A 19,867-nucleotide genomic window follows, 5' to 3' on the forward strand; every position below is an offset into this window, starting at 1 on the left:
ACGAGCCCAGCTCCTTGCTGCCCCTTCCCCGCCTTTGGCGGACGGAGGGAACGCTCGTTTTGAGCATCGGTCGGAGAGGCTAGTGATTTATTCGTAACTACCGCTTGGCAATACGAGAAAAACGTTGTTTGATCAGTTCTGCTTTTCCCGCGTTCCCCTATTGGAAGGCAATGAGCGGTTTTTTTCACCAGTCTTCCAAAGCGCCCCGGGATGGGATGCGTGACATTTTTTCCTTTAGCTACTGCCCGCTTATTGGACGGCGGTCATACGGGCAGACTCAGCTTCATTCCGATTCGGGTGAAATTCATTTTCCATTTTCGACACAACGACCGTGGCCACAGCGTTGCCGATCATGTTCGTAATCGCCCGCGCTTCCGACATGAAGCGGTCGACCCCAAGCAGCAAGGCGATGCCTTCAACCGGAATCATCGGAAACGCTGCTAAAGTCGCTGCCAACGTGATAAATCCGGACCCCGTAACTCCAGCTGCCCCTTTCGAAGTAAGCATCAGTACACCGAGCAAGGTTAATTCTTGCCAGATGCTCAAATCAATGCCATAAGCTTGAGCGATGAAAATGGCCGCCATCGACAAATAAATCGATGTGCCATCCAAGTTAAACGAATATCCGGTTGGAACGACAAGACCAACGACCGACTTCGAGCAGCCGTATTTTTCAAGGCGTTCCATCAGCCGCGGTAGCGCCGATTCAGACGAAGAAGTGCCAAGGACAAGCAGCAGCTCTTCTTTGATATAAGCAAGGAACTTGAGGATGTTAAATCCGTAAAACTTGGCAATCCCGCCGAGCACGATGAAAATAAAGAGCGCCATCGTAATGTAAACAGCCCCCATCAGTTTGCCGAGCGACACGAGCGAACCGAGGCCGAATGTGCCGATCGTGTACGCCATGGCGCCGAACGCTGCGATCGGCGACACTTTCATCACTAGGTTGACCACACCAAAGAAAATGTCAGCGATTCGTTCAAAGAGTGAAAGCACCGGTTTCGCTTTTTCCCCTAAACCGGCCGCTGCCAGTCCAAACAGAACGGCAAAAAACAGCACCGGGAGCAATTGGCCGCTCGCCATTGCGGCAACGACGTTGTCCGGGATGATGCTGAGCACGAAATCGACAAACCCGTGGCTCGTCTCTTCCGCTTGCTTCGTATATTGGGAAATGTCGCCGCCTTTTACCGCGTCAGTGTTAAACCCAACCCCTGGCTTGATAAGATTGACGACCACAATCCCAATCGCCAACGCAAACGTGGTGACAATTTCAAAATAAATGAGCGCCTTGCCGCCGATGCGGCCCACCTTTTTCAAGTCGCCCATATTGCCGATTCCGATGACAACGGTAAAGAAAATGATCGGGGTAATCACCATTTTGATCAACTTAATAAAGCCATCGGCCAGCACTTTTAATTTCGTTCCGAACTCTGGAAATAAAAATCCGACAATAATCCCGAAAACAATGCCAAGAATGACTTGCACGGTCAAATTTTTCAGTTTGCCCCGCATTCCCCTCGCTCCTTCCCCTTTTTTGATAACGTTTTCAACATTATAATAAAGAAAAGTCAGGGAAATCAAAATATTATGGTGATAATGGTCGTTTTGGTCATTTTGGTCTTGAAGCGCAAAAAGCTGGCAAAAAACCAGTTCGCTCGATTGACAAGATGTGAGGTTTCACGGGTCGACCGGAAAGTTTGCCTATCCGCAAAAGCCGGCACAGCATACGGTGTGACAGCAGCCGCCAGCGCGTAGATAGAGCAAATAAGAGAGAGGATCCCTCCCTTAGGTGTGGTAGAGAAGCGGCCGGTGCTTATATATGGCAATAAGCGAGGAGCTGGCCCAAAAGGCGATCTCCCCTCGAGAAAGACACAACCTATCCCGTGACAGGGAAGCGGCCGGTGCTAATGGATAAGTGACAAGCGAGGGTGCCCCGATCCTCGGGACACCCCTGTTGGAGCACAGAATTTCCTCTCCCGCCATCAGCCTTCGAAAAAAGCATCATCGGCCAAGCCTTATTTCGGCTCGCGAATGTCATCGAGCCACCGCGAGCCAAACTGTCGTGTATACGCCTCGTACAGCGGGGAAAATTTCTTCTCCCATTCCTCTTTTTCTTGTGCCGTCAACCAGTAGACATGAACATCTTGGCGTCTTCGCAGCTGGGCGAGCTCCTTCTCGTTTTGCTCTTTTGCCTTTTGCCAGTTCCACTCGGTCGCTTCCCGCATCGCTTCCATGATGTTTCGCTGAATGTCCACAGGCAAATGATCCCAAAATGACTCGTTCACCATCACCACATAGCCGAGATAGCCATGATTGCTAATGGTGAGATATGGCTGAAACTTATAGAACCCCTTCGAATATAAATTGGAAATGGTGTTTTCTTGCCCGTCAAACTTATGTTGCTCCAACGCCCGGTACACGTGATCAAACGAAACAGCGACCGGTTCGCCGCCAAGCAAGCGAAACTGCTTCTCGATCACTTCGCTCGGCATAATGCGAAAGCGCAGCCCGCGGAAGTCATCGGGCTTGATGAGCGGGCGTGCCGTACTCATCATTTGTTTGAATCCGTTGCTCCAAAACGCCAGCCCTTTGATCCCCTTTGTCTCGAGCAATCGCAGCAATTCCTCTCCCACCTCGCCGGTCAAGACGCGGCGCACATGGTCATCATCGCGGAACAAAAACGGCAAATCAAGCACTTGCCATTCCGGGATGAGCTCCGTCACTTTCGAAAACGACGGAGCAATCATTTGCACATCGCCGCGCAATAAGGCGTCCAGCTCTTCTCCATCCGAATAAAGCGAACCGTTCGCGAACACCTCCACTTTGACACGGCCGTTTGTCTTTTGCTCAACAAGCTCGGCAAACTTTTGCGCCGCCAGCCCTTTCGGCGTATTTTCAGCAACCACGTGGCTGAAATAAACGATAATTTGCTTCTCAAGCCCTTTTTGCTCATCGTCATACACGACTTGCTCCTTTACGGTCTGGCGGCTGACAGCCCAGCTGACAAGAACGACGAGGAAAAGGGAAAACAGGCTCCACCACTTCCATTTTCGCTTCATGCTCAACACCATTTCCTTTTTTTCGATCGTTGTTCCTTACCGATGATGTCGTGGTTTTTGACGATCTCGGTAGTGATTTTGTGTAAGTAATCATTTCTTGCATTTGTGATTTTCTCGTGTAGTCGTGCAACTTTAATACGTTGCTTGTTCCAATTAGAGCCACCTTTTGTACGTCTAGAAAGAATTCGTTGTGCTTTTGCTAATTTTTCTTCTAATTTACGGAAGAATTTAGGATTTGCATAAGTTGTTCCATCAGACAAAATAGCGAAATCCTTTAATCCTACATCAATGCCAACGGCAGAATTGGTTTTAGGTAATTCTCGAACTTCTGTTTCAACTAAAATAGATACAAAGTATTTACCACTTGGATTTCGTCTAATGGTTACATTTAAAATGCGACCTTCAACTTCTCGACTTTTAGCAAAACGAACCCATCCAAGTTTTGGTAGTTTGATTTGATTACCATTAATAGCAATATTGCCATTAGTATATTTGGTTGTATAGGATTGCACTTTATTTTTTTAGACTTAAAACGTGGTCTATCACTTTGTTTCTTGAAGAAACGAGAATAAGCGTCAGCAAGATTTTTTAATGACGATTGAATCGCAATACTATCTACTTCTTTTAGCCAAGTTAATTCTTTTTTTAATTGTGTTAACTGAGCAGAACAAGAATTATAAGTTAGACCTTTTCCTGTTTCTTTGTAAGTGTTATCCCATTTTACTAAAAAATAACACAAATCGGGAACAACCAAATGTTTTATTAATTACTATTTGCTGTTCTTTGTTTGGATAGAGTCGAAACTTATATGCTTTATTTACAATCATTGATTTTTCACCTCCTTTAATATATACTAAAAGTATATACTTAATTGAAATATATGTCAATGGTATATACTGAGGAGGATTGTAAAATGGAACGTATACCAAAATTAATTAAATTCCCTGTCGATTTAGTAGTACGAATCGAAGAATACAGAAAAAAACATAATATCTCAACTTTTGCAGGTGCAGTTTATGAACTTATCCGCAAAGGTTTGGATAAGTAATGGAATCCATTTCTGAAAACCACAGTAAGCATTTACTTTTGTGTCATTTGATATTTGTTTGTAAGTATCGAAAAAAGTTATTATTAAAAGTTGGTAATGATATGAAAACTGAAATCGAATCGATATCTAATCGTTATGGTTGGCAAATGATTGAACAAGAGATAGACAAAGACCATATCCACATCTTAATTCGTTACTCTCCAAAATGGAGCGTTCTTGAAATCGTTAGGTGATTCAAACAACTCCCAACTTATCGGATATGGAAAAAACACAGTGAATATCTGTCTCGACATTTTTGGAAGGAACACACTTTTTGGAGTGACGGTTACTTCGCATGTAGCATTGGAAATGTTAGCAAAGAGATTATCCAAAAGTACATTCAAACACAAGGTGGTTAAGGCTTACATCCCCTAGCCTAAAGGCGTAGGGGTTTTACGCCCATTCATATAAATCATCATCCACGTTTGTCCGAGAAAGAGGGCCATGCTATGAACCGGCTGCCGATTCGTTGGAAGATTACCATTTTCATTTTTGTCATTGTCACTTTTTCAATGTCGCTAAGCGGGTTGTTCATTATCGGCGATTTTTTCCAGACGAAAGAAGACGAATTGCGGCAGCGCGCCTTATTGACGGCGCGCACGGTGTCTGAATTGCCGGAAGTGAGGCAGCACATCGTTGGGTCCAAGCAAAGCCGGGCGCTCGTGAATCCCATCGTCGAGCGGGTAAGGGTCGTTCATAACGCCGATTATATTGTTGTGCTTGACATGAACAAAATCCGCCTTTCCCATCCGCTTCCGGCCATGATTGGCACCGTCTCCCGCGGAGCCGATGAAGGGCCGGCGTTCGCGGAGCATACGTACACATCAAAAGCGCGCGGAGAAATCGGGACAGTGGTGCGCGCCTTCGTCCCCATCATGAATCGCGATCATGAACAAATTGGCGTCACCATCGCCGCTTACCGATTGCCGACGTTTTGGGAAGCGATCGATACGTTAAAAGAAGAAATCGCCATGGCGGTCGTTCTGTCGCTCGCCGCCGGCGGGAGCGGAGCTTGGCTGCTCGCCTCCCACATCAAGCGCCAAATGTTTGAGCTTGAGCCGCATGAAATCGCCAAGCTGCTCGTGGAGCGGACGGAAGCGTTTAACGCCATGCACGAAGGCGTCATCGCCATCGACAGCAATGAAAACATCACCATTTTTAATGACCGGGCGAAGCAAATGCTGGGCGTCGAAGGGAACGTGATCGGGCGGCCAATTCGTTCCGTCATTCCGGATACGTACCTTCCGGAAATCTTGGAAGTGAACAAACCGATTTACAACAAAGAACTGCAGCTCGGCAACTTAACGATTTGGAGCAATCGCATCCCCATCAAAGTCAACGGGAAGACGGTTGGCGCCATCGCCATTTTCCAAGACCGCACCGAAGTGAAACGGCTCGCTGAAGAACTGACGGGGGTCAAAGCGTTCGTCCACGCCTTGCGCGTGCAAAACCATGAATACATGAACAAGCTCCATACGATTGCCGGCCTGATCCAGCTCGGCCATATTGAAAAGGCGCTCGAATACGTCTTTCAAGCGACCGAAGAGCAAGCGGAACTCACGCAGTTTTTAAGCCGCAACATTAAGGATGAAAGCATTTCCGGGCTATTGTTAAGCAAAATCCGCCGCGGCAAGGAGCTCGGCATTCGGGTGACGATCGATCGGCACAGCCGGCTGCACCGCCTCCCGCCGCACCTTGATCACCATGATTTTGTCGTTCTTCTTGGCAATTTAATTGAAAACGCCTTCGACGCGTTCCAAGGAGTCACCGGCCGGGAGAAAGAAATCTACATCAGCATCGAACAAAACGACGAAATTTGTTCGCTTTCGGTTGAAGATAACGGCCAAGGCATCGCAAGCGAGCATATCGACCGCATTTTTGACGAAGGCTTTTCAACAAAAGGCAAGAACGGTCGCGGCATCGGTCTCTACTTGGTAAAACAAATTGTCGAGAAAGGAAACGGACAGATCGATGTCCAATCAGCGCAGGGCGAAGGCACCGTTTTCACGATGACCTTTGAGATGGCACCGGCTTGATGCATGGGTGACCGCCGTACGTGACCTGCACAAAACAAAGGAGGAAAAAGCGATGTACCGCGTGTTGTTGATCGAAGACGACCCTATGGTGCAAGAAGTCAACCGGCAAATGATCGAACAAGTGGACGGGTTCACCGTTGTCGGCCTCGCCGGAAACGGGGAGGAAGGGCTTCGCCTCATCCGTGAACTTCAACCTGATATCGCCATGATCGATATTTATATGCCGCAGTTGGATGGCCTTGAAACCGTAAAACAAATCCGGGCTCAAGGCTATGCAGTCGATCTGATCGCCATCACTGCGGCCAGCGACATCGAAACGGTGCGCCGCATCCTGCAAAACGGCGCCTTTGACTATATTGTCAAACCGTTCAAATTCGAGCGGCTCAAACAGGCGTTAGAAAATTACCGCGCCTTCCGTCAATCATTAGCGGAAAAAGAGTCGCTCACCCAAGCGGAGCTTGATGCGCTGCGGCAAACACCAAAGCAGCCGGCCGTCTCAACGGCAGAACTTCCGAAAGGATTAAACGAAGTGACATTGGAAAAAGTGATCGCTTATTTGCGCCAGCACCGCTTCCCCGTCTCCGCTGAAGAAGTGGCCGAGGGAGTCGGCATCGCCCGCGTCACCGCCCGCCGCTATTTGGAGTATCTCGAAAAAAGCGGAAACGTTATGCTCGATGTGCAGTATGGCGGCGTCGGCCGCCCCGTCAACCGCTATCAGCTGAAACGGACGTAGCTCAGCCCGTCATTCGCACAATCAGCCGCGCCGGCAACTCTTCTTGCGTTCGCGGCACATTTCCTGTTTCAAGCCAATGATGGAGAAGGCGAAACGCTTTTTCCCCAAGCGCAAAGTGGGGAAGCGCCACGGTCGTCATGCCGAGCATTTCGGCCAACGGATCGTTATCAAATCCAATGACAGCCAGCTCCTCGGGAATGTGCACACCGACGCGCTGCGCATGCAGCACGATGCCCGCCGCCACTTGGTCGCTCGTCACAAGCAGGGCGCTCGGCCGTTCTTTCATGTCCATCCACCGCTCAATCACACGCTTGCCATCTTCAAGAAATAGACAGCCGTCAAAAATCCACTGCGGTTGCGGAATCACGCCGACGCTGCCCAGCACATCCCGATACGCCGCTGCCCGCGCTTGGCTGTTCGGTCCCGTCGTTCTTCCGATGCAATAGCCGATCCGCCGGTGCCCCTTGTCCAACAAATAGCGAAGCGCCTGCGCAAACGCCTGGTAATGATCGATATACACCGTGAAAAAATCGTGTCCGACGGCTCGTTCACATAAAACGATCGGACCGTCTTCGCGGTAAACGGCAAACACCTCCCAGTCGGCCTCGTGAGAACAGACGATCAGTCCGTCCATTTGCTTCATCCGCAGCCGCTCTAACGCTTCTAACTCCCTCTTTACCTCGTAGTTTGTTTGGAACAAAAGCAGCTGATAACCGCAGCGAAGCGCCTCCTTGGAAATTCCTTCAATGACCGCCGAAAAATAAGGATGATGAATGTACGGAAGCATCACACCAACGATTCTCGTCTTTCCTTTCGCCAAATGGACAGCCTGAATGTTTTTCGTATAGTTCAGCTTCTCGACCGCTTCCCAAACCGCTTTCCGCTTTTCCTCGCTCACGTACGGATACCCGTTTAACACCCTCGATACCGTAGCCACCGACACGCCCGCTTCTTTCGCTAAATCGCGGATGTTCGCCACAATTCCACTCCTTCCGAAAAACAGCTTGACTTGAAACGCGTTTCATCTATTATGCTGGTCTCGCCATTCAGTATACAGGAGGTGGAACGCCAATGCTCAATGGATTGGCCATGCTTGTCTTGCTTGTCGCGATCATTTGGGGAGGAGCCCATGTCGCTCTCAGCGCCAAAGAGAAACAGAAGACAAACCACCATAAAAAATAAGGAATTGAACCCGTTTGTTTCCGCTGTTTCAACTGCTATAATGAATGGTATATGGAAAGCAAGGAGGAATCAAGATGTTTCGATATTGGCAATCGCTCATTTCCATCGTTGCCGCCGCTATCTTGCTTGCCGGCTGCGGTGCGGACTCCTCGCCGCCCGACAAAGCCGAGGCAAAAGCCAAACAAACGGCAAGTTCCGGCGAACACCGCACTCATCCGCAAGCAACAGAGCCTGCGAACCAAAACTCCACCGCTGCTAGCGGGCAGCACTCAACCGGGAATGGACAAGACAAAACGGCAGGGAAGGAACCGGCATCTTCCCGGTCAACCACTTCCCTTTCCTACCAAAAAGGGAAGCAAATCGTCACCGGAACAGCCACGTTGACCGTCAGCGACAACCAGCATTTCTCGCTCTACGTTCTGGACGGCTGGACGCTTGATGCAGAGGAACCAAACGCCGACGTTCTCCTTCATGGCAAGACATTCGCCCGCATCCGTCTCCTTCATGACAAGGAGATCGACTACGAACAATTGGCCAAGGAACACGCCCAAGCGGTCAACAGCAGCGCCGCGCGCCGACAAGCCGCGCAGCTCCCTGCCCCGTTTCAAGACGCCGTTTGGTACACCGCCCAAGCCGATGGCGTCACCGTCCACGTCATCGCCAGCGCTCAGCCAGCGCCACTGCTGCTTACGGTCCATGCTCCTGATGGCGAAGATGCGCTCGGCGCTGTCCTTGCCATGGTCGCCACGTTGCAACGACAATAATCGTTTGGCGGGAGGCCATCGCCCTCCCGCCGCCAAAAGAAAAACCCCCTTTGCCAGAGAAGAGGGTCAAACTAGCTGTATGCTTTTTTCTTTGCGAAAAACGTTTTCATCGCATGAAAAACGTCCGATTTTTGCCTAAGGATATAATACCGGAATTTTTTGTCTTTACTATAGATGAAGATGAGCATTTTTCATTCCATTCATTTCTATGTCCTGAGAGACAAACAGGGGATCCCTTAGGCAACAGCGAATGCCCCAGACGGATGGAGGATCTTTGGGCGAGTAGTGCCAATCACACCCTTGAATGGCGCGGGCAGCCCGTGACGAAGGCTTCGTTTTTTGGCCAATCGTATCATCCATCGAAGGAACAGTGGTTGATTCGTCCGTTTGGCGATTCGCTGGATGCGATGAAGGATCCATGGCTGAAGTTTGCGAAGCAACGTTTCTTCATCCCAAGGGCTTTTCGTGAAAAAATGGCTGAGCGTGGTTCGATGGTCAGGATGAAAACCAAGTAGAAAAGCTTTGTCGCATCAGGATGGTCTTTCAAACGCTCCCCCATTGCTTATAAAGAAACAACCGTTTTTCACCAGTCCTCTAGAAGGCCGGTGATTTACTTGCTCAACCGCTTTTCCCAATCGTTTCTCAAGTAGAAAAAACTTGTTCCATCAGCCCTGATGTTTACACTTCAATCATTCATCAAGGCAAACAGTGGTTTTTCACCAACCTTCTAGAAAAAAAATTCTCGGAGTACATGTCCAACAGCTTTTGAAAAATGTGGTCAAAATGTGGTCAAAAGCTATTTTTGCACTCCGAGAAAAGAATGATTTTCAGTCAGTGTTTTACTCAAAAGTACTGTTATTTCAACCGTTTTTCCAACTCTTCCTTCAGCTGCTCATAGCCCGGCTTGCCCAAAAGGGCGAACATGTTCTTTTTGTACGCTTCGACACCCGGCTGGTCAAACGGGTTGACGCCAAGCAAATAGCCGCTCATGGCGCACGCTTTTTCAAAGAAGTAGACGAGGTAGCCAAACGTGTATTCATCGAGTTTCGGCAAGGTGATGACCAAGTTCGGCACACCGCCGTCCGTATGGGCGAGCAATGTCCCTTCGAACGCTTTCGTGTTCACGAAATCAACCGTTTTTCCGGTCAAATAGTTCAGCCCGTCGAGGTCGTTTTCTTCGGCCTCAATGATCAGCTCATGGCGCGGCTCCTCGAGTTTCAACACCGTTTCAAACAAGTCGCGCCGACCTTCTTGAATGTATTGGCCGAGCGAATGCAAATCGGTCGAGAAATCAGCGGAAGCCGGATAAATGCCTTTTTGGTCTTTCCCTTCGCTTTCGCCAAACAGCTGCTTCCACCATTCGGCGAAATAGTGCAACGCCGGTTCATAGTTGACGAGCAGCTCGATCGTTTTCCCTTTGTTGTACAAAATGTTGCGGATGGCCGCGTATTGGTAAGCGGCGTTTTCCTCCAGCTCCGAGGAGCTGAAATCGTCGCGCGCTTTGGCCGCGCCTTCCATCATGGCGTCGATGTCCGCGCCGCTTGCGGCAATCGGCAGCAGCCCAACCGCCGTCAACACGGAATAGCGGCCGCCGATGTCGTCCGGAATGACAAACGTTTCATATCCTTCCTCATCGGCCAGCGTCCGCAGCGCCCCGCGCTTGCTGTCGGTCGTCGCGTAAATGCGGCGGCGCGCTTCCTCTTTGCCGTATTTGTCCTCAAGCAGCTTGCGGAAAATACGGAAGGCGATCGCCGGCTCCGTCGTCGTCCCCGATTTGGAAATGACGTTGATCGAGAAATCTTTTCCGTCGAGAAAATCGATGACGTCTTTCATATACGTCGAGCTGATGTTGTTGCCGACAAAAATGATTTGCGGCGTTTGCCGCTTCTCTTTCGGCAAAGCGTTGTAAAACGAATGATGCAGCATCTCGATCGCGGCGCGCGCGCCAAGGTACGAGCCGCCGATGCCGATGACAAGCAGGACATCGGAGTCCGATTGAATGGTTTTCGCCGCTTGTTTGATGCGGGCGAATTCGTCTTTGTCATAGTCGACCGGCCAGTCGAGCCACCCTAAAAAGTCGCTGCCGACGCCGGTTTTTTCATGGAGCGAATGGTGCGCGACTTTCACGGCATCGCGCAAGTAAGTCAGTTCGTGTTCGCCAAAAAAGGCAAGCGCTTTGGAATAATCAAAGCGAATATGGGTCATCCATTCCCGCCTCCCCTTCAATGTTCATTGCCTTCTTTCACTTTAGCCGAACGGACAAGGGAAATCAAGCGGCGCTCCTCCTTGGAAACGGATTCAGCTTTGACAATTTTCGCCGCGCCGGTGTCCTTTCTCCCATCCCGCCATCATCCCGCGTTGGGGCGCTCCTCTCGCGCCCGAGCAGCCGGCTCGGCCCATGTGAAAAACGCCGGCTCGAGACGGGTGCCACCGCCAAGCCGGCGCCTTGATCCATCAACCTACGACCGCGGCGCCCCGTTACAGGGAGGCGCGCAAAATCGCGAGCACATCATCGCGGTTCAACGTTTTGAAACGGCCGAATTCGCCAAACGCCATCGCTTTATCGGCCATGAGCTCCACATTCTCATCATGGATGCCGTAATCCGCCAAACGCGACGGCGCCCCAAGGCTCGACCAGAACGCGCGCAGCCGCTCGATGCCTTCAAGCGCCACATCGCGTTCCGTTTTGCCGGCCGGATCGACATCAAAGACGCGCACCGCGAGCTGGGCAAAACGGCTGACGTTTTCATCGAGCACATGCTTCATCCAATTCGGGAACAAAATCGCCAACCCCCCGGCATGCGGAATGTCGTACACCGCCGAAACCGCGTGTTCAATGTTATGCGTCGCCCAGTCGCCGCGCACGCCCATTTGCAAGAAGCCGTTTAAGGCGATCGTGCCCGCGTACATGATCGTTTCGCGCAGCTCGTAGTTTTCCAAATCGTCGATCAGCTTCGGTGCCGTTTCAATCACCGTTTTCAACACCGCTTCGCACATCCGGTCTTGAAGCGGCGTGTTCGGCGTATGGTGGAAATATTGCTCAAACACGTGCGACATCATATCGACAATGCCGTACACCGTATGGTCTTTCGGAACGGTCATCGTATACGTCGGATCCAAAATGGAAAATTGCGGGAACGTAAACGGGCTGCCCCAGCCGTATTTTTCTTTCGTCTCCCAGTTCGTGATCACCGAGCCGGAGTTCATCTCCGAACCGGTCGCCGCCAGCGTAAGCACGGTGCCAAACGGCAGGGCGCCAGTGACCGCCGCTTTTTTCGTGATAAAGTCCCACGGATCGCCAGCAAATTTCGCGCCGGCGGCAATCGCTTTTGTGCAATCGATGACGCTGCCGCCGCCAACCGCGAGCAAAAACTCAATTCCTTCTCGGCGGCAAATGTCCACCCCTTTTCTGACAGTCGAAACGCGCGGGTTTGGCTCCACCCCCGGCAGTTCGACGACGTCAGCGCCAATCTCTCCCAACATCTTCATGACTTCCTCATACAATCCGTTTCGTTTGATGCTGCCGCCGCCATAGACAAGCAATACTTTTCGGCCATAGCGCGGCACCTCTTCTTTGAGCCGTTCGAGTTGCCCTTTTCCGAAAATGAGTTTCGTCGGATTGTGGAAGATAAAATTTTGCATATGTATCGTCCTCCTTTTGCCTCCATTATGGTGGCATCTCTCATCCTTTGTAAAGCTATTTGCCTACGCAGGCCGCCGTGCATATTTTTTGCCGCTTCGATTCATGCTATTAGTGAATGGATGGAATCCAATACGTTTCCAAAGGAGGCAGACAAACATGGGAGCTTTGCAGCGCATTGCGCTATTGTTGACGATTATTGGCGCGATTAACTGGGGACTAATCGGCTTTTTCCAATTTGACCTCGTCGCCGCGATTTTCGGCGGCCAGAACTCGGTTTGGTCGCGCATCATTTACAGTCTGGTCGGCATCGCCGGGCTGATCAATTTGGCGCTGCTATTTAAGCCAGCCGAAGAGCTCGGGCGCACCGAGCCAAAAGCGACGCGCACATAAAAAACCGTTGGGGACGCTCACCGCTTGGCGGTGGGTGTCTTTTTCTTTTGGCCGCCCCACACGCAAGCGCCGCACCTGTTCAACCGAGCAAGGCGCGCGGCTTGGCGAGGCAAGCCTCCCTTTGACCGCAGGAGAACGCGCGGCCGAAACGGCGGCACCCTCTTTACGGTTTCGGCCCTTCTTCTCGTTTGGACTGTTCAATCCACTCGCGAAGCTTTTCCTTCAACGGGCGAAACCCCGAACCGAGCGGCATTTTGATGCGCACATGGCGCTTTGTCTTCTCTCGATACGGTTCGAGCGCCTTTAACGACAGGCTCGCCCGTCCCGTCTTCCCATCGACATCGAGCACTTTGACGGTCACTTCATCACCAACACTGACATAATCGCGCACATCTTTGACAAATTGATGCGAAATCTCCGAAATATGGATCAGCCCTTGCGTGCCGCCCTCAAGCTGGACGAACGCGCCGTACGGCTGAATGCCCGTCACCTTCCCTTTCACGATCGCTCCTCGTTTTATCGTTGACAAGCGAAACACTCCTATTGATTAAATGTCATCGTTTCTGTATTATAACATAACCAAACTGCCAAACCCAACCGAGACGGGGCGAAACTAACGCGACCAAAGGGACGACCGAAGACTGCCGACCTTCGGAAGCAGACAAAGGGGCAAAAAACGGAAGGCAGCGCCAGAAAAAAAGAAGCTTGCCGGAGCACAGACCTCCTTCCCCGAATCGGGCTGACCCAAAAGGCTATCTGCCTTGGAGATAAGCACAACCTATCGTGCCACAGAAGCAGTCAGCACGTCTATACAGCAACGGAAGAGGGGGCTGACCCAAAAGGCAATCTCCCCCTCAAAAAAGACAAAATATTCGTGTGACAGGGAACCGGCTAGGTACCCCGATGAGACAAGGTGTAGTCCAACTCCCACAGTTTAGACTGTTGAGACGGCCAAGCCGCATTCCCCTCGAAACAGGGATGGAAGAAAAAATGGCGTTGCCAACCGCGGTTCTCAAGTTGAAACATCTTGCGGGCCCATCAACCAATCCCGTTCTCGCCAATGGAACCACTTTGACCAAACGTTCTTTCTCTTCTCCGCCAGCTCGATCGACTTCGCCAGTGTCCTCGTTTTTCACCCGTTTTCGATATCTCGAATGAACGGATGGCGCAGCGCCAACTACAAGCGGGCCAAAAACCGTTTCATTCGCTTCAACGCTTCCTGCAGCTGCTCCAGCGATGAAGCGTATGAACAGCGAATATAGCCTTCCCCGCTTTGGCCAAAGACGTTGCCCGGAACGACCGCGACTTTTTCTTCCAACAACAACCGCTCAGCGAATTGTTCGGATGTCAACCCGGTCGGCTGAATGGACGGAAACGCATAAAACGCTCCGCCCGGCAAGTGACACGGCAGCCCCATTTCATTGAGCGAGGCGACGAAATAATTGCGGCGGCGGCGATAGCTATTCCGCATCTCGGCTACGTCCCGCTCCCCGCTGCGAAGCGCCTCCAGCGCCCCATATTGCGCCATTGTTGGCGCACACATCATCGCATACTGGTGAATTTTCAACATCGCTTGCAGGAGCTCTTCCGGCGCGGCGGCGAACCCAAGCCGCCAACCGGTCATCGCGAATCCTTTCGAAAAGCCGGAGACTAAAATCGTCCGCTCACGCATGCCCGCGACGGCCGCCATGCTCGTATACTCCCCTTCGTATGTCAGCTCGGCATAAATTTCATCGGCGATGACCAACAAGTCATGCGCTTGTGCGAGGCGAGCCAAGCCATCAAGCTCGGCGCGGCTGAGCACCGTCCCGGTCGGATTGTTCGGCGAGCAAACGATGACGGCCTTCGTCCGGGCGGTGACTGCCTGCTCCAGCTGCGTCAGGTCAAGCCGAAATCGATCGGCGCCGGATGTGCGCACCGCCACCGGCTTGCCGCCAGCTAAAACCACCAGCGGCTCGTAAGCGACAAAACTCGGCTCGATGAGGATGACTTCATCGCCCGGATTCACGATCGCGCGCAGCGCCAAATCGAGCGCTTGACTCGCCCCCACCGTCACGAGCACTTCCGTTTCCGGACGATACTCAACCCGAAACTTGCGGCGCAAATAGGCGGCGATCTCTTGACGCAGTTCAGGCAGGCCAGCGTTCGCTGTATAGGACGTATAGCCTTGCTCGAGCGCCAAAATGCTCGCTTCCCGGATGCTCCAGGACGTGACAAAGTCCGGCTCGCCGACGCCGAGGGAAATGACGCCCTCCAGACTCGAAGCGAGGTCGAAAAAGCGGCGGATGCCGGACGGCTTCAACTGGGCGACCGTCTCCGACACATACGTTTTTCGTGTTTGCGGCTTCATGGCGACACCACGATGCGGCGATCTTGGTCTCCTTGCTCAAAGACAATGCCATCGTGCTTATACTTTTTCAAAATGAAATGGGTGGTCGTCGAAATGACGGAATCAAGCGTTGACAGCTTCTCAGACACAAAATGGGCGACTTCCGCCATCGACCGCCCTTCAATGACCACGGACAAATCGTAAGCGCCCGACATCAAGTATACCGATTTCACTTCCGGAAACCGGTAAATGCGCTCCGCCACTTCATCAAAACCGACGCCGCGCTTCGGGGTTACTTTCACATCGATCATCGCGGTCACCCCTTCATGACCGTCGGCCTTCCGCCAGTCGACAAGCGCCGTATATTGAACGATCACTTTTGCTTCTTCCAGCTTTTTGACGAGCCTTTCCGTCTCCTCAACCGGCAACTCGACCATTTTGGCCAACACTTCCATCGGCGTGCGGGCGTCTTTTTCTAATATTTTGACAATTTCTAGCTCTTTGTCACTCAATGTCATGTCCAATCCCTCCGTCGCAAACGTTTCTCATCATCGACCATCTGCCCCGCTTGGTGCAGGCCCGCCCTAGAATGTCGGTGATTTAAGGGGCAAGCCGCTGATCAAACCCGTTTCTCAATATGGATAAGCCTTGTCGCATCAGGAGCGCCTTTCACACGTTCCCCCATGGTTCAAGAGATGCAACCGTTTTTTACCAGCCTCCTAGAAGGCCGGTGAAAAACCGCTGCCGCACACGAATCGGCGGCATTTTCATTCAAAAAAGAAAGCTGATTCTGCAAAGTTTCTCTCATTGAGAAATGGGTGGGACCAGCAGCGTTTTACACGAAATCACCGGACTCCTAGGCAACGAGGGGACGCACATGAAACTGTCCCACCACCGCGGGGCGAATGGCCTCGTCCTGTCGGCAGCGGTCCGTCACACCGGCGGCGAACAAGACGCTGCCTGTTTCAACTCGAGCAACCGCCATGCCAGCTGCAAACAATCATAAAAAGGAATGGTGTGGTCAAAAGCGAATTCATATATCGACTGGATGCGGGCCGCGAGCAGGCGAGGGTCATCCGTGTCATATACGGCTTGAAGCACATCCACCGCTTCCACCTCGTACGCATCGCTTCCGCAGCCAAACGGATCCCAAGCGCCAACCGCCTCAAGAAGCCGCTGATTGAGCAGTGGTCCGTCCATGCGCCGCCATCCACCTTCTTTCTGGAAATATGATATAACTCATTATAAGCCATTTATCGAAAAAAAAGAAGGGAGACGATGTCATGTTTTCATTTGATCAAGTCGTGGACCGTCGGGGAACGCAATCGTTGAAATGGGATGACGCGAAGCGGGTGTTCGGCCATGACGAAGTATGGCCGATGTGGGTCGCTGATATGGATTTTCCAGCCCCGCAAGCGGTGCAAGACGCGCTGCGGGCGCGCATCGAACACGGAATTTTCGGTTACACGATCGTCCCGGACTCGCTGCGGGAGGCGGTGTGCGAGTGGCTTGAAGGCCGCCACGGCTGGCGCATCGATCCGGAGTGGCTCACGTTTGCCCCCGGCGTCGTGCCGGCGGTCGCCGCCGCCATTGAAGCCTTTTCCGAGCCCGGGGATGGCATGATCGTCTTCTCCCCCGTCTACCGACCGCTGTTCGATCTCGTCCGCCGTCACGGCCGCACGCTGCTCTTCAGTCCGCTCCGTCTGACGGAAGAGCATTACGCTATCGACTGGAATGACTTGGAAGAGAAGCTGCCGAAAGCAAAACTGCTCATCCTTTGCCACCCGCACAACCCGGGCGGCAAATCGTGGACTGGCGAAGAACTCAAGCAGCTCGGGGAGCTGTGCTTGCGGCATGGCGTCTTCGTCCTTTCCGACGAAATTCACGCCGATTTGACGTTTCCGCCGCACCGGCATGTGCCGTTTGCTTCCCTCTCCCCCGAGTTGGCCGCGTGGAGCGCCACGTTCCGCGCGCCGACGAAAACGTTCAATCTTGCCGGCTTGCAGGCGGCCGAGGCGATCATTCCCGATGAGGCGCGGCGCCGGGCGTTCCGCCGCGTTCAACAGCGACACGGGTTTTTTACGTTGAACACGTTCGCCGTGGTTGGCGCAGAGGCGGCCTACCGCCATGGCGGACCATGGCTCGATGAGCTGCTTCGGTATGTGCAGGCCAACATCGACGCCACCGCAGCCTACTTGGCCGCCGAGCTGCCAACGGTGCGCCCAATCCGCCCCGAGGCGACGTATCTTGTCTGGATCGATGTCCGCCGCCTCGGCCTGTCCGAAACGGAACTGAAGCGGCGGCTCTTGGAGAAAGGACAAATCGCCGTCGAGTTCGGCCGCAAATTCGGCCCGGAAGGAGACGGCTTCATCCGCTTGAACGTCGCCTGCCCACGGCCAACGCTCAACGAAGGGCTGCGGCGGTTGGCGGCTGCGCTCCGCTAACGCCGGCTGACGTCTGTCTGGGTAAGCCGCTCCCTCCGCGGACGTTTTGTTCACCAAAGGGAGCCACCAGGCGGCTGCCTGTGATACATAAAGCGAAACGTCAGCGGTATATTCATAACGGGGAGCGGCTCGAACAGATCCTCAATTAGAAAAATCTTGTTGCATCGGTCCTGTTTTGCACTCATTCTCCTACTGATGAAAGAATCAGCGGTTTTTCTAAAAGGCTGGTGAAAAAACGATGTCACCACCAATCGGCGACATTTTCATTAAGAAAAGAAAACCGATTCTGCAAGGTTTCTCTAATTGAGAAATAGGTCGAACTCAACGGTGTTTTGCACGAAATCACCGGCACCCTAAATTGTTTTCCCGAGCCAAAACGGTGTTCGAGACGCCGATTTGGTTCAAGACGACTTGATTTTCCCACAGGCGATGCGGCCGCCTGCATCCCCCGCCGGTTGGGTCATGCCGTCATCCTTTTTGGCATGAATGACAATTGATGTCCCCTCTTTCGTCAGCAGCGATCCTTTCGCTCCTTTTTTCAGCGTCACATGCGGCGCCGTCAATTCAACGTTGACCGTGCCGTCGTCTTTGACAATAATGTTTGGCAAATCCCCAGCGTGCGCACCTTCCGGGTGGAGAAGGCCGTGTTTTTTTCCATCGGGATTGTAATGGCCGCCGGCCGACTGAAAATCGGGCGGCTGACAACTTCCTTTTTCATGAATATGAATGGCGTGCTCCCCCGGTGGAAGGCCTTGCAAATCAAGCTTCAAGCGCACCCCCCCTTCAGACTGCTCGACCAACTCGATCGTGCCGATCGGATCGCCGTCGGCGTTGATCATTTCCACTTTCCGGCTCATGCCTTCCTCTTTTCCGCAGCCAACCAAGGCGAGCGCCATGGCCGCGGCCAACCATCGTCTTCCGCACAACACTCCATCCCCTCCAACTCTTGGCAACTACTACCTGCCAGTATCGCCGGGGAAGGAGCGATTTATACGTCCTTTGTCCGCTCAGGCTCGTCCGTTTTTCCAAGCAACTCCCGCTCGAGCCGCTTCGCTTCGTTCTCTTGTTTCCGCGAAATGACGATGATCAGCCGCATCGTAAACACCGCCATCAAGAAAAAGACGGCAAACGAAATCGCCGCAGGGATATATTCGCGCTTATCTTCAGGGAAATACAAAAACAAATTCAACACCGATGGCCATATCATCTCAAAGACAACCTTTCCTGCCTGAATTTCCCGCTTCTGTCCAAGGCGCGAGCTTTCGGCCGCCGGCATCGTTCCGCTCGAAGGCAAGCCGCACCGCACCATCCTTGACGCCCGCGTTTAGGCCGAAGCGTTTTACTCCCCCATAGCTTATCACATCCGCCGGCCGCCGCCAACCCGCCCGTTGTTTCCATCTCTCAGCCAAGCAGCGCTTCATCGGCAAGCGGCCACCGTCTCTAGCAGCGGCGCTTTCCTTCGACGGGCGTGGCTGCGACGCATTCCGAACCGGATCGTCTACAAGGCAAATTTTTTTCGCAGCTGGGTGAAATCGATTCGTTCTCCGAGCGTAGGCGGCTTTGTCTTCACCAAATACTTTTTGTCGTTTTCAATGAGGCGGAAAATCGTGTAGGCGGTAAAAGCGTCATCGAGCGCACAATGCGCGTTTCCGATCCCTTCGTTGCCGTACTCCTGAACCGCCTTGCGCAAAGCCGTTTGGTTTTTGTTTCCAAAAAACCGCTTATACTCCAAAGCTAAATCGCGGTGCTCGCCCGTAAACGGAAAGGCCACTTGCGCTGACTGGCAGTTTTCCCGAAGCACTTTCATATCCATACTTCCCCATGTCACGACCGTCGTCGGACGCTCACGATCATATTGCCGAAGCAACGTAACGAGTTCATAAAAGCTGATGCCGCTGTCGATTTGTTCTTGGGTGATGTTGAGAAACGATTTGCATCGGTCGGTCAGCTGCGGAAAACGGAGCGGTTTCACATAAGCGGAAAACTGGTTCACAATTTGTTCGGCAACGACCGCGACAAGGCCAACTTCGATGATTTCCGGGCAAAATCCGTTTGGCTCCGTTTTCGTCTCCGGCATCGTAAACTCAAAATCAAGGAACAAATATTGCGGGATGTCCATCGTCGCTTCCCTCCCTCTAGAAATGTTGATTTATCAAGGCTTTTCGGCCCCTCAGGGGTGTCCAAAAAATATTTTTCGACA

The 19,867-nt window shown here is 52.3% G+C and carries 18 protein-coding genes and 3 pseudogenes; 7 read left to right on the plus strand and 14 right to left on the minus strand.

The window, feature by feature from the left end:
* Positions 1 to 249: 249 nt before the first annotated feature.
* The 3 genes and pseudogenes from B4113_RS05620 to B4113_RS20355 all read right to left on the minus strand — a co-directional run.
* Complete coding sequence (locus B4113_RS05620; RefSeq protein WP_033018703.1) at positions 250 to 1,512, minus strand: dicarboxylate/amino acid:cation symporter; 1,263 nt, start codon at positions 1,510 to 1,512, stop codon at positions 250 to 252.
* A gap of 503 nt (positions 1,513 to 2,015) precedes the next feature.
* The gene (locus tag B4113_RS05625; RefSeq protein WP_061912298.1) at positions 2,016 to 3,059 is read right to left on the minus strand and encodes a TRAP transporter substrate-binding protein; all 1,044 of its coding nucleotides are present in this window, start codon (positions 3,057 to 3,059) and stop codon (positions 2,016 to 2,018) included.
* Positions 3,060 to 3,091: 32 nt separating this feature from the next.
* Positions 3,092 to 3,886 (minus strand): annotated as a pseudogene (locus B4113_RS20355) (RNA-guided endonuclease TnpB family protein); the annotation flags it as partial.
* An 86-nt stretch (positions 3,887 to 3,972) separates the two neighbouring features.
* On the opposite strand from B4113_RS20355, the gene B4113_RS20925 reads away from it, so the two are divergent.
* From B4113_RS20925 to B4113_RS05645, 4 genes and pseudogenes are all read left to right on the plus strand, one after another.
* Positions 3,973 to 4,107, plus strand: coding sequence for a hypothetical protein (locus B4113_RS20925; RefSeq protein ID WP_255358700.1), 135 nt, complete (start codon positions 3,973 to 3,975; stop codon positions 4,105 to 4,107).
* Positions 4,107 to 4,505, plus strand: a pseudogene (tnpA, locus tag B4113_RS18565) (IS200/IS605 family transposase). Before B4113_RS20925 ends, tnpA begins: the two are co-directional and overlap by 1 nt.
* 90 nt (positions 4,506 to 4,595) lie before the next feature.
* Positions 4,596 to 6,182, plus strand: a complete 1,587-nt coding sequence (locus tag B4113_RS05640) for a sensor histidine kinase (RefSeq protein ID WP_033843185.1) — start codon at positions 4,596 to 4,598, stop codon at positions 6,180 to 6,182.
* A 52-nt stretch (positions 6,183 to 6,234) separates the two neighbouring features.
* Positions 6,235 to 6,915 (plus strand): response regulator, encoded by a 681-nt coding sequence (locus B4113_RS05645; RefSeq protein ID WP_033843184.1) that lies wholly within the window; start codon positions 6,235 to 6,237, stop codon positions 6,913 to 6,915.
* Position 6,916: 1 nt separating this feature from the next.
* Here the strand turns inward: B4113_RS05645 and B4113_RS05650 are convergent, their stop codons facing one another.
* Positions 6,917 to 7,894 carry a LacI family DNA-binding transcriptional regulator gene (locus B4113_RS05650; RefSeq protein ID WP_033843183.1) on the minus strand — a complete coding sequence of 326 codons (978 nt, stop codon included), beginning with the start codon at positions 7,892 to 7,894 and terminating at the stop codon, positions 6,917 to 6,919.
* Between the two features lie 277 nt (positions 7,895 to 8,171).
* Here B4113_RS05650 and B4113_RS05655 point away from each other — a divergent pair, with 277 nt between their 5' ends.
* Positions 8,172 to 8,861 (plus strand): hypothetical protein, encoded by a 690-nt coding sequence (locus B4113_RS05655; protein ID WP_033843182.1) that lies wholly within the window; start codon positions 8,172 to 8,174, stop codon positions 8,859 to 8,861.
* Positions 8,862 to 9,113: 252 nt separating this feature from the next.
* Here B4113_RS05655 and B4113_RS18570 read toward each other — a convergent pair.
* The 3 genes and pseudogenes from B4113_RS18570 to B4113_RS05670 all read right to left on the minus strand — a co-directional run.
* Positions 9,114 to 9,367, minus strand: a pseudogene (locus tag B4113_RS18570) (IS701 family transposase); the annotation flags it as partial.
* Positions 9,368 to 9,716: 349 nt separating this feature from the next.
* Positions 9,717 to 11,066, minus strand: a complete 1,350-nt coding sequence (locus B4113_RS05665; protein WP_033843179.1) for a glucose-6-phosphate isomerase — start codon at positions 11,064 to 11,066, stop codon at positions 9,717 to 9,719.
* A gap of 273 nt (positions 11,067 to 11,339) precedes the next feature.
* On the minus strand, positions 11,340 to 12,503 hold the full coding sequence (locus B4113_RS05670) for an iron-containing alcohol dehydrogenase (RefSeq protein WP_033843177.1): 1,164 nt from the start codon (positions 12,501 to 12,503) through the stop codon (positions 11,340 to 11,342).
* Positions 12,504 to 12,660: 157 nt separating this feature from the next.
* Here B4113_RS05670 and B4113_RS05675 point away from each other — a divergent pair, with 157 nt between their 5' ends.
* Positions 12,661 to 12,894 carry a DUF378 domain-containing protein gene (locus tag B4113_RS05675; protein WP_033843175.1) on the plus strand — a complete coding sequence of 78 codons (234 nt, stop codon included), beginning with the start codon at positions 12,661 to 12,663 and terminating at the stop codon, positions 12,892 to 12,894.
* Positions 12,895 to 13,057: 163 nt separating this feature from the next.
* On the opposite strand, the gene yugI is transcribed toward B4113_RS05675, so the two are convergent.
* From yugI to B4113_RS05695, 4 genes are all read right to left on the minus strand, one after another.
* Entirely contained in the window at positions 13,058 to 13,423 is a 366-nt protein-coding gene (yugI, locus tag B4113_RS05680) for a S1 domain-containing post-transcriptional regulator GSP13 (protein WP_033843174.1), read from the minus strand.
* Between the two features lie 648 nt (positions 13,424 to 14,071).
* The gene (locus B4113_RS05685; RefSeq protein ID WP_033018718.1) at positions 14,072 to 15,244 is read right to left on the minus strand and encodes an aminotransferase; all 1,173 of its coding nucleotides are present in this window, start codon (positions 15,242 to 15,244) and stop codon (positions 14,072 to 14,074) included.
* Positions 15,241 to 15,741 carry an Lrp/AsnC family transcriptional regulator gene (locus B4113_RS05690; RefSeq protein WP_033018719.1) on the minus strand — a complete coding sequence of 167 codons (501 nt, stop codon included), beginning with the start codon at positions 15,739 to 15,741 and terminating at the stop codon, positions 15,241 to 15,243. Before B4113_RS05690 ends, B4113_RS05685 begins: the two co-directional genes overlap by 4 nt.
* A gap of 415 nt (positions 15,742 to 16,156) precedes the next feature.
* A complete protein-coding gene (locus B4113_RS05695; RefSeq protein ID WP_033018720.1) occupies positions 16,157 to 16,423 on the minus strand; it encodes a DUF1871 family protein in 267 nt (88 codons plus the stop codon).
* 83 nt (positions 16,424 to 16,506) lie between these two features.
* On the opposite strand from B4113_RS05695, the gene B4113_RS05700 reads away from it, so the two are divergent.
* Positions 16,507 to 17,667, plus strand: coding sequence for a MalY/PatB family protein (locus B4113_RS05700; RefSeq protein ID WP_033018721.1), 1,161 nt, complete (start codon positions 16,507 to 16,509; stop codon positions 17,665 to 17,667).
* Between the two features lie 401 nt (positions 17,668 to 18,068).
* Here B4113_RS05700 and B4113_RS05705 read toward each other — a convergent pair whose 3' ends face one another.
* From B4113_RS05705 to kapD, 3 genes are all read right to left on the minus strand, one after another.
* Entirely contained in the window at positions 18,069 to 18,563 is a 495-nt protein-coding gene (locus B4113_RS05705; RefSeq protein ID WP_033018770.1) for a superoxide dismutase family protein, read from the minus strand.
* A gap of 92 nt (positions 18,564 to 18,655) precedes the next feature.
* Positions 18,656 to 18,871 carry a hypothetical protein gene (locus B4113_RS05710; RefSeq protein WP_081917008.1) on the minus strand — a complete coding sequence of 72 codons (216 nt, stop codon included), beginning with the start codon at positions 18,869 to 18,871 and terminating at the stop codon, positions 18,656 to 18,658.
* Between the two features lie 294 nt (positions 18,872 to 19,165).
* On the minus strand, positions 19,166 to 19,786 hold the full coding sequence (gene kapD / locus B4113_RS05715; protein WP_033018722.1) for a 3'-5' exonuclease KapD: 621 nt from the start codon (positions 19,784 to 19,786) through the stop codon (positions 19,166 to 19,168).
* Positions 19,787 to 19,867: the final 81 nt, after the last annotated feature.

Source organism: Geobacillus sp. B4113_201601, from assembly GCF_001587475.1.
Taxonomy (GTDB): domain Bacteria; phylum Bacillota; class Bacilli; order Bacillales; family Anoxybacillaceae; genus Geobacillus; species Geobacillus icigianus.

What these genes read in the sequence shown, in the direction of transcription:
- B4113_RS05690 (WP_033018719.1), bottom strand. Translation starts at nt 15,741, where the DNA reads ATGACATTGAGTGACAAAGAGCTAGAAATTGTCAAAATATTAGAAAAA.
- B4113_RS05695 (WP_033018720.1), bottom strand. Translation starts at nt 16,423, where the DNA reads ATGGACGGACCACTGCTCAATCAGCGGCTTCTTGAGGCGGTTGGCGCT.
- B4113_RS05640 (WP_033843185.1), top strand. Translation starts at nt 4,596, where the DNA reads ATGAACCGGCTGCCGATTCGTTGGAAGATTACCATTTTCATTTTTGTC.
- B4113_RS05670 (WP_033843177.1), bottom strand. Translation starts at nt 12,503, where the DNA reads ATGCAAAATTTTATCTTCCACAATCCGACGAAACTCATTTTCGGAAAA.
- B4113_RS05665 (WP_033843179.1), bottom strand. Translation starts at nt 11,066, where the DNA reads ATGACCCATATTCGCTTTGATTATTCCAAAGCGCTTGCCTTTTTTGGC.
- B4113_RS05700 (WP_033018721.1), top strand. Translation starts at nt 16,507, where the DNA reads ATGTTTTCATTTGATCAAGTCGTGGACCGTCGGGGAACGCAATCGTTG.
- B4113_RS05620 (WP_033018703.1), bottom strand. Translation starts at nt 1,512, where the DNA reads ATGCGGGGCAAACTGAAAAATTTGACCGTGCAAGTCATTCTTGGCATT.
- B4113_RS05625 (WP_061912298.1), bottom strand. Translation starts at nt 3,059, where the DNA reads ATGAAGCGAAAATGGAAGTGGTGGAGCCTGTTTTCCCTTTTCCTCGTC.
- B4113_RS05645 (WP_033843184.1), top strand. Translation starts at nt 6,235, where the DNA reads ATGTACCGCGTGTTGTTGATCGAAGACGACCCTATGGTGCAAGAAGTC.
- B4113_RS05685 (WP_033018718.1), bottom strand. Translation starts at nt 15,244, where the DNA reads ATGAAGCCGCAAACACGAAAAACGTATGTGTCGGAGACGGTCGCCCAG.
- B4113_RS05675 (WP_033843175.1), top strand. Translation starts at nt 12,661, where the DNA reads ATGGGAGCTTTGCAGCGCATTGCGCTATTGTTGACGATTATTGGCGCG.
- B4113_RS20925 (WP_255358700.1), top strand. Translation starts at nt 3,973, where the DNA reads ATGGAACGTATACCAAAATTAATTAAATTCCCTGTCGATTTAGTAGTA.
- kapD (WP_033018722.1), bottom strand. Translation starts at nt 19,786, where the DNA reads ATGGACATCCCGCAATATTTGTTCCTTGATTTTGAGTTTACGATGCCG.
- B4113_RS05655 (WP_033843182.1), top strand. Translation starts at nt 8,172, where the DNA reads ATGTTTCGATATTGGCAATCGCTCATTTCCATCGTTGCCGCCGCTATC.
- B4113_RS05705 (WP_033018770.1), bottom strand. Translation starts at nt 18,563, where the DNA reads ATGGCGCTCGCCTTGGTTGGCTGCGGAAAAGAGGAAGGCATGAGCCGG.